General features: G+C 70.3%; 7 protein-coding genes. 4 read left to right on the forward strand and 3 right to left on the reverse strand.

Annotated features, from left to right (window positions below; translation table 11 throughout):
* Positions 1-233 precede the first annotated feature (233 nt).
* Entirely contained in the window at positions 234-1,772 is a 1,539-nt protein-coding gene (hutH, locus tag GKQ77_RS21460; protein ID WP_372459946.1) for a histidine ammonia-lyase, read from the forward strand.
* A gap of 6 nt (positions 1,773-1,778) precedes the next feature.
* On the opposite strand, the gene GKQ77_RS21465 is transcribed toward hutH, so the two are convergent.
* Positions 1,779-2,270, reverse strand: a complete 492-nt coding sequence (locus tag GKQ77_RS21465) for a hypothetical protein (RefSeq protein ID WP_219690554.1) — start codon at positions 2,268-2,270, stop codon at positions 1,779-1,781.
* A gap of 128 nt (positions 2,271-2,398) precedes the next feature.
* Positions 2,399-2,692, reverse strand: a complete 294-nt coding sequence (locus tag GKQ77_RS21470) for an LPXTG cell wall anchor domain-containing protein (RefSeq protein ID WP_219690560.1) — start codon at positions 2,690-2,692, stop codon at positions 2,399-2,401.
* Positions 2,693-2,820: 128 nt separating this feature from the next.
* Here GKQ77_RS21470 and GKQ77_RS21475 point away from each other — a divergent pair, with 128 nt between their 5' ends.
* From GKQ77_RS21475 to GKQ77_RS21485, 3 genes are all read left to right on the forward strand, one after another.
* Positions 2,821-3,156 (forward strand): hypothetical protein, encoded by a 336-nt coding sequence (locus GKQ77_RS21475; protein ID WP_219690555.1) that lies wholly within the window; start codon positions 2,821-2,823, stop codon positions 3,154-3,156.
* A gap of 311 nt (positions 3,157-3,467) precedes the next feature.
* Complete coding sequence (locus tag GKQ77_RS21480; RefSeq protein WP_219690556.1) at positions 3,468-4,730, forward strand: L,D-transpeptidase; 1,263 nt, start codon at positions 3,468-3,470, stop codon at positions 4,728-4,730.
* A 201-nt stretch (positions 4,731-4,931) separates the two neighbouring features.
* Entirely contained in the window at positions 4,932-8,267 is a 3,336-nt protein-coding gene (locus tag GKQ77_RS21485) for a S8 family peptidase (protein ID WP_219690557.1), read from the forward strand.
* Here the strand turns inward: GKQ77_RS21485 and GKQ77_RS21490 are convergent.
* On the reverse strand, positions 8,255-8,644 hold a 390-nt coding region (locus GKQ77_RS21490), incomplete at its 5' end, for a YybH family protein (protein WP_308117741.1). The genes GKQ77_RS21485 and GKQ77_RS21490 overlap by 13 nt on opposite strands.

Genomic DNA, 8,644 nt, shown 5'->3' on the forward strand with positions numbered 1-8,644 from the left:
AGGTACATACGTCCGCGGTGGCGCGGCAGGCGGGGCGAGGCCCGGTCCCGCCGGGCCGCCTGCTCGGTTCGGCGGGGCGGGACCAGGGGGTGCTCCGCCCGTTTCAGGGGCCGGGGCGCTCCGGGCTGGACGCCCCGGGCGTGCCGTGTCCGTCGCGTAAGTGGTCCCGGCCGTATCCACCCGTGACACCTGGCGATTCAATCCGTACGCTGCTGAATATGGATATGCACAGCGTGGGCACCGTGACCCTTGGGACGTCCGGGACGACCGCGGCGGATGTCGTCGCCGTCGCGCGCGGGAACGCCCGCATCGAACTGAGTGACGAGGCGCGGACCGCCCTCGCCGCCTCCCGGGAGATCGTCGACGCGCTCGCGGCCAAGCCCGACCCCGTCTACGGCGTCTCCACCGGCTTCGGAGCCCTGGCGAGCCGCCACATCGGCCCCGACCTGCGCGCCCAGCTCCAGCGCAACATCGTCCGCTCGCACGCCGCGGGCATGGGCCCGCGCGTGGAGCGCGAGGTGGTCCGCGCGCTGATGTTCCTGCGCCTGAAGACGGTCTGCTCGGGCCACACCGGCGTACGCCCCGAGGTCGCGCAGACGATGGCCGACGTGCTCAACGCCGGCATCACCCCGGTCGTCCACGAATACGGCTCGCTCGGCTGCTCCGGCGACCTCGCCCCCCTCAGCCACTGCGCGCTGACGCTGATGGGCGAGGGCGACGCCGAGGGCCCCGACGGCGAGCTGAGGCCCGCCGGTGAGCTGCTCGCCGCGCACGGCATCACCCCGGTCGAGCTGCGCGAGAAGGAGGGCCTCGCCCTCCTCAACGGCACCGACGGCATGCTGGGCATGCTCATCATGGCCCTCGCCGACCTGGAGAAGCTCTACAAGTCGGCCGACGTCACCGCGGCCCTCACCCTCGAAGCCCTGCTCGGCACGGACAAGGTCCTCGCCCCCGAGCTGCACGCCATCCGCCCGCACCCCGGCCAGGCCGCTTCCGCCGCCAACATGCTCGCGGTCCTCGCCGGTTCGGGCCTCACCGGCCACCACCAGGACGACGCCCCGCGCGTGCAGGACGCGTACTCGGTGCGCTGCGCCCCGCAGGTCGCGGGCGCCGGACGCGACACCATGGCGCACGCCCGCACGGTCGCCGAGCGCGAGCTGGCCGCCGCGGTCGACAACCCCGTCGTGCTGCCCGACGGCCGCGTGGAGTCCAACGGCAACTTCCACGGCGCCCCGGTCGCGTACGTCCTCGACTTCCTCGCGATCGCCGCCGCCGACCTCGGCTCGATCGCCGAACGCCGCACCGACCGCCTCCTCGACAAGAACCGCTCGCACGGCCTGCCGCCCTTCCTCGCGGACGACGCCGGGGTCGACTCGGGTCTGATGATCGCCCAGTACACGCAGGCGGCCCTGGTCAGCGAGATGAAGCGGCTCGCGGTCCCCGCCTCCGCCGACTCCATCCCGTCCTCCGCCATGCAGGAGGACCACGTCTCCATGGGCTGGTCGGCGGCGCGCAAACTGCGTACGGCCGTCTCCAACTTGACCCGCATTGTGGCCATCGAGCTGTATGCCGCGACCCGCGCCGTCGAGCTGCGCGAGGGCCTCACCCCGGCCCCCGCCACCCGCGCGGTCATCGAGGCGGCCCGCAAGGCGGGCGTCGAGGGCCCGGGCCCGGACCGCTTCCTCGCCCCGGACCTGGCGGCGGCGGACGCGTTCGTCCGCTCGGGCGCGCTGCTCGCGGCCGTGGAGCCGGTCACCGGCCCGCTGGCCTAGCCGCACTCAGACCGGCGGGCCCTCGCGCAGGGCCTGCCGGATGCGGCGGGTGAGCGTGGTCCAGGGGCGCGCGTCGACCACGGGCAGCGCGCGCATGGCCGCCTGCCGGGCGAGCCAGTGGGAGTACGCGGCGCTGACCTCGGCGCGCGCGGACTGGTCCCCGCTGTCGGGCTCCCGGCAGGCGTAGTTGGCCGCGATCCGGAGCGGGTCGCCCTCATGGAGGAAGACGGCCCGCACCTCGCGCCCGGCCCCGGCGCCCTCGCGCATGGCGAGCACCGCGGCCGCGGGCGTGAGGTAGTCGCCCTCGATCACCGCGGGCACGTCGACGGTCAGGCGGTTGCGTACGACCCCCAGGAGCGCGGGGTCCAGGGCCTCGGCGGTGGCGATCTGCGCGTCCAGGATCCACTGCGGGGAGAGCCGGGAGACGTCGAGGCCGTCGAAACGGTGGAGCCCCGGGTGCCCCTCGGCCGTGGTGATCGCCTGGACCGCGCCGACCACGTCGTCGAACTCGACGACGAACGCCTTCGCCTCCTCGGCCAGTTCGGCGGCGACCCGGCTCTTGCCGATGCCGGACGCGCCCCCGATCAGCAGGATGTCCCAGGGTGGGGCGATGGCCGGGCCGCCGTTCAGAACGCCGCGCCGCGCGCCCCGGCCGGCCGTTCTCTGCGTACGGAGTAGGCGACGAAGCCCGCTCCCAGGCCGAGGAACGCCGTGCCGCCGATCACGTACGGAGTCGTGTCGAAGCTGCCGGTGTCCGCGAGGCGGCCGGTGGACGCGGTCGTCTCGTGGTGAGGTGCTGCTGCCGAGGTCGTGGGCCTGTCGTCCCGGGCCGTCTCGTGCGACCCGGGAGAGGTCGCGTTCGCGGAGGGGACGAACCACAAGGCGCCGAGGAGGGCTCCTGCGGCGGTGGCGGTCAGCATGGATCGACGTGCGGACACGGAATCGGATCCCCCTTGTGGTGCTGGCGAATTGGCCGTGTGGGCCGATGGTAGTGAAAGGCGCGGGTCGCGGGAAAGTCGCGGGGGAGCCGGGCCGTACGCTCCGTCATATGACTGGAGACGAGACATCACGGTTTGTGCGACTGCGGGTCGAAATGGTGGTCGAGATCGATGACGCCGGAAAGCTGACCGGCGCGGCGCTGGGGCGCATCGCGGAGGACGAGCGGATGCCCGCCGAGGAGCGCGCGCACGCCGAGGCCGCCGTCAAGGAGGACGGCGCCGAGGCGCTCGCCTATCTGGTGGATCCGTTCGACCTGGTCAGCGCGGTCCCCGGGATCGAGCTGACGCAGGCCTCGTGGAGCAGCGAGATGGTCGACTACGACCCCGATTCGCCGGACTGGGACCCGGACGAGGATGATGACGACGAGGACGACGAGTTGGTGTAAGCCGGCGGCGCGAACCGGATTGGACGATCCGGAATCGGGGACCCCGGACAGCGACCGCCGTCCGGGGTCCCGTTGTCCTGCCCCGCGTGATGATCGGTTTTCCCGTGGGCCCTCCCATGCAGCAGAGTGGGGACCGGGGGCGGTTCCAGTACCGCCGGGGTGGTGTTCCCCACACCCGGCGCGGTAGTGGAACGGGACGAACCGGGCAGGACGTTATGCGGGTGACGAGGGACTCTCGGGGCTGGTCCGGGTACCCGGCATTCGGGCATCCGGCCACATTCGGGGATTCGGCAACTATGGAGATGCGTGTGATGACGGACAGTAGGCGTCGCAAGCCTGGGCGTGGACGCAAGGGCCTGGCGGCCGTGTCCGCACTCGTCGGCGGCGTGCTCGTGCTCTCGGCGTGCAACGGCGACGACGGCGACAAGGCCTCCGGCGGCAAGGAGTCGCAGAACCAGGTCGACGAGGCGGCGGCCAAGAAGACCTCCGCCGCCCAGATCAAGATCGCGCCGAAGAACGGCTCCGGCAACGCCAGCATCAACAGCGCGGCCAAGGTCACGGTCAGCGACGGCACGCTCACCGCCGTGACGATGAAGTCCGCCGACGGCAAGGCCGTGGCCGGTCAGATATCCGCTGACAAGAAGAGCTGGCAGCCCGGCGCCCAGCTGGAGCGCGCCACGAAGTACAAGATCTCGGCGACCGCCACGGACTCCGAGGGCCGCAAGGCGCACGAGAACTCCGCGTTCACGACCGTCTCGCAGGCCAACAGCTTCATCGGCAACTTCACGCCGGAGGACGGCTCCACGGTCGGCGTCGGCATGCCCGTGTCGATCAACTTCGACAAGGGCATCACGAACAAGAAGGAAGTCCAGTCCGCGATCAAGGTGTCGTCCACCAGCGGCCAGGAGATCTCCGGCCACTGGTTCGGCAACAACCGCCTGGACTTCCGCCCCGAGGACTACTGGAAGGGCAACTCCACCGTCACGCTCAAGATGAGCCTCGACGGCGTCGAGGGTGCCGACGGTGTCTACGGCGTCCAGCAGAAGACCGTCCAGTTCAAGATCGGGCGCAACCAGGTCTCCATCGTCGACGCCAAGACGAAGACGATGAAGGTCACCCGGGACGGCAAGGTCATCAAGACCATCCCGATCTCCGCGGGCTCGCCGGAGAACAAGACGTACAACGGCAAGATGGTGATCTCCGAGATGTTCAAGGAGACCCGCATGGACGGCGCGACCGTCGGCTTCAAGGACGGCGACGGCAAGGGCGAGTACGACATCAAGGACGTGCCGCACGCCATGCGCCTGTCCTCGTCGGGCACCTTCATCCACGGCAACTACTGGGGCTCGCCGTCCATCTTCGGCAACGCCAACACCAGCCACGGCTGCATCGGTCTCGAGGACGCCAAGGGCGCGGGCGACAAGAGCAAGCCCGGCGCGTGGTTCTTCGACAACACCATCACCGGTGACGTCGTCGACGTCCGCAACACCGGCGACAAGACCATCGCCCCGGACAACGGCCTCAACGGCTGGAACATGGACTGGGCGCAGTGGAAGGCCGGCTCCGCCGTCTGACCCCACACGGTCGTACGGCGGAAACGACAGCACGACAGGCAGGAACTCGGCCCGCATCCCGAAAGGGGTGCGGCCCGAAAACGCACCCGTACCAACTCTCCACTTACTCCCCACTATTGAGCAGATGTTCGGCTCTGTGCATACTTCGCTCCACGAGGGGCGACAGCCCCTGAACCTCCAGGGGGAGACTTGCACAGACAAGTGAAGAGAGCGTGCGGGGCCAGTGTCGCCGCGGCGGTCGCCGTGGCGCTTGCGGCGGGCATGACCAGCCCGGCGGCAGCGGAGCCGGTACCCGCGGGGGACGTGATCGGTGCGCAGGGCACGGCGGGCAAGGCCGTCGGCAGCCACCGCATCACGCTGATCACCGGTGACCGGGCCGTCGTCGACGCCAAGGGCCGCGTGGTCGGCCTGGAGCGGGCCAAGGGGCGCGAGCACATACCCGTGCAGGTGCGGCGCAGCGGCGGACACACGCTGCTGATACCCGCCGACGCGCAGCGGCTGATAGCCGACGGCAAGATCGACCAGCGGCTGTTCGACGTCACCGAGCTGAACAGCAAGCGCAACCGAGCGGCCCAGAAGAAGGGCCTCAAGCTCATCGTCGGCTACAAGGGAGCCGCGGCCGGCGCCAAGGCCGACGTCCGCTCCGCCGGTGACACCACGGTCCGCAGGACCCTGAAGTCGCTGAACGCGGACGCGGTCACCACGCCCAAGAGCGACGCCGCCGACCTGTGGGCGGCCCTCACCAGCGGCAAGGGCGACGCCCGTAGCGCCGCTTCCGGCGTCGGCCACGTCTGGCTCGACGGCGTCCGCAAGGCGCGCCTCGACAAGAGCGTCAAGCAGATCGGCGCCGACAAGGCCTGGGCCGCCGGGTACGACGGCAAGGGCGTGAAGATCGCCGTCCTGGACACCGGCGTCGACGCCACCCACCCGGACCTCAAGGACCAGGTGGTGGCGGAGAAGAACTTCACGCCGTCCCCGGACGCCAAGGACCGCTACGGCCACGGCACGCACGTCGCGTCCACCGCGGCCGGTACGGGCGCGAAGTCGGGCGGCAAGTTCAAGGGCGTCGCGCCCGCCGCCAAGCTCCTCAACGGCAAGGTCCTCGGCGACGACGGCTACGGCGAGGACTCCGGCATCATCGCCGCCATGGACTGGGCGGTCGCCGAGGGCGCCGACATCGTCAACCTCAGCCTCGGCGGCGGTGACACCCCCGGTGTCGACCCGCTGGAGGCCCAGGTCGACAAGCTCTCCGCGGAGAAGGGCGTCCTCTTCGCGATCGCCGCCGGCAACGACGGCGAGCCCGGCTCCGTCGGCTCCCCGGGCAGCGCGGACTCCGCGCTGACCGTCGGCGCGGTCGACGGTGACGACAAGCTGGCGGACTTCTCCAGCCAGGGTCCGCGGGCCGGCGACGGCGCGATCAAGCCCGATGTGACGGCCCCGGGTGTGGACATCACCGCGGCCGCCGCGCCGGGCAGCATCATCGACCAGGAGGTCGGCCAGAACCCCGCGGGCTATCTGACGATCTCCGGTACGTCGATGGCGACCCCGCACGTCGCGGGCGCCGCCGCGCTGCTCAAGCAGCAGCACCCCGACTGGAAGTACGCCGAGCTGAAGGGCGCCCTGACCGCGTCCACGAAGGACGGCAAGTACACGCCGTTCCAGCAGGGCTCGGGCCGTATCGCCGTCGACAAGGCCATCAAGCAGAGCGTGTTCGCCGAGCCGGTCTCGGTGAACTTCGGCACGCAGCAGTGGCCGCACGCCGACGACAAGCCGGTCACCAAGAAGGTCACGTACAAGAACATCGGCAAGGACGCCGTCACCCTCGACCTGACCGTCTCCGGCAAGGACCCGAAGGGCCGCACGGCCCCGGCCGGCTTCTTCGCCCTCGGCGCGAAGAAGGTGACCGTCCCCGCGGGCGGCTCGGCCTCGGTCGACCTGACCGCCGACCCCAAGCGCGGTGCCGCGCTGGACGGCACGTACTCCGCGTACGTGGTGGCGACCGGCGGCGGGCAGTCCGTGCGGACCGCCGCCGTGGTCGACAACGAGGTGGAGTCCTACGACCTGACGCTGAAGGTCATCGGACGGGACGGCGCTCCGGCCAAGTCCTACGACGCCGACCTCGAAGGCGTCACCGGGCTCGCCAAGAACAAGTCCTACGACCCGTTCGACGCCTCCGGCACCGTCAAGGTCCGGGTGCCCAAGGGCGGTTACATCCTGAACTCCGGGATCTTCGTCGACCCGGCGGACTTCACCAAGGGTGCCGACTGGATCGCGCAGCCGAAGCTGAGCGTCACCAAGGACACCACGGTGACGCTGGACGCGCGCACGACGAAGCCGGTGGACATCACCGTGCCCGCCGAGGGCGCCAAGATGGAGTTCGCGGCTCCGGACTACAGCATCGACACCCCGGACGTGGGCTACAGCTTCGGCTGGTTCCTCGACTCGTACGCCAACTTCCGTACGAAGCACCAGGGTCCGCAGGTCACCGACGGCTCCCTGTTCCAGCAGTGGGACGGGCACTGGACCAAGGGTGAGGACACCGAGTACAACGTCGTCACCGGCCGCAAGGTCAAGCAGGTCGCGACCGGTTACACCAAGCACTTCAAGGCGAGCGAGCTTGCCAAGGTGAAGGTGAACCTGGGCGCGTCGAGCTCGGGCAAGAAGGGCGCGCTCAACGCCTTCGGCTACGTCCCCGGCAGTTCGAGCGGTTCCTCGCTCGGCATTCCGCGGCCGCTGCCCTCCACGCGGACGCTGCACCTGTCCACCGTGGACAAGGTGGAGTGGAGCCTGGACATGGAGCAGCAGGCGGGGACCACCCCCGACGGCTGGCCCATCGTCGACGCGGCCTACTCGCTGGGTGCCCCGCAGGTCTTCAAGGCGGGTCAGAGCTACGAGAAGACCTTCAACACGGCGGTCTTCGGTCCGCGTATCGGCGGCGACTACGGCGTCTTCCGCAACGACAACGAGATCGTGGGTTACCTGCCGCTCTTCGCGGACGGCAAGAACCACGCGGGCTCCTCGCTCTACACCTCGGCGAAGTCGACGCTGTACCGCAACGGCACCAAGGTCGGCGAGAACGACAGCCCGCTGGTCGGCGAGCCGTTCAAGGTGTCGTCGGGTGACGCGGCGTACGAGCTGAAGACGTCCGTCAAGCGCTCCGTGAAGGTGGCCGCGGCCTCCACCCGGATCGACGCGAGCTTCAAGTTCCGCTCCAAGAAGGTGGCGAGCGCCAAGCTCCCCGTCTCCGTGGCGCGGTTCAGCCCGGCGGTCGACCTGCGCAGCAGGGCGGAGGCCGGCAAGACCCAGTCCGTGCCGGTCACGGTCCAGGGCTCGGCGGCGGGTGCGAACCTCAAGTCCCTCTACGCCTACGTCTCCTACGACTACGGCCAGACCTGGAAGCAGGTCAAGGTGGTCAACGGGAAGATCTCGGTGAAGAACCCCGCGAAGGGTGAGGGGATCTCCTTCCACGCCAAGATCACGGACAAGAAGGGGAACAAGTCGACGCTGTCGATCTACAACGCGTTCTACGGCAAGTGATCTTGCCCGGCTAGTGCGTTGACCCCCGGCGCGGCGCCGAAGGGACTGTCGATCACGTATCGCCAGTATCCGTCGGCGCCGCGTCGTGCCACGTCCGTGGCGGTGGAGCGCACCACGCCCTGGCCGATCTCCCAGTCGACGACGAGGAGCGCGATGTCACCGGCGACGTGCACGTGCCGGGGCGTCACCGAGATCGGCAGGCCGAGGGCGAGGAAGGGGCCGTTGGCGGCGGCGATCTCCGCGCTGCCGTGCACGGCGGCTCCGGTCTCGGGCACGAAGGCGGCCCGCGCCTCGTACAGCTCGCGTACGGCGTCGGCGTCGCCGCTGTTGAACCGCTCGGCGAACGCGGCGGGGACGTCCTCGGCGCGGGTGGGCAG

Source organism: Streptomyces anatolicus, assembly GCF_019400875.1.
Lineage (GTDB): Bacteria > Actinomycetota > Actinomycetes > Streptomycetales > Streptomycetaceae > Streptomyces > Streptomyces anatolicus.

Coding starts and splice junctions, on each gene's coding strand:
- GKQ77_RS21475 (WP_219690555.1), top strand. CDS start 2,821: ATGACTGGAGACGAGACATCACGGTTTGTGCGACTGCGGGTCGAAATG.
- GKQ77_RS21480 (WP_219690556.1), top strand. CDS start 3,468: ATGACGGACAGTAGGCGTCGCAAGCCTGGGCGTGGACGCAAGGGCCTG.
- GKQ77_RS21470 (WP_219690560.1), bottom strand. CDS start 2,692: ATGCTGACCGCCACCGCCGCAGGAGCCCTCCTCGGCGCCTTGTGGTTC.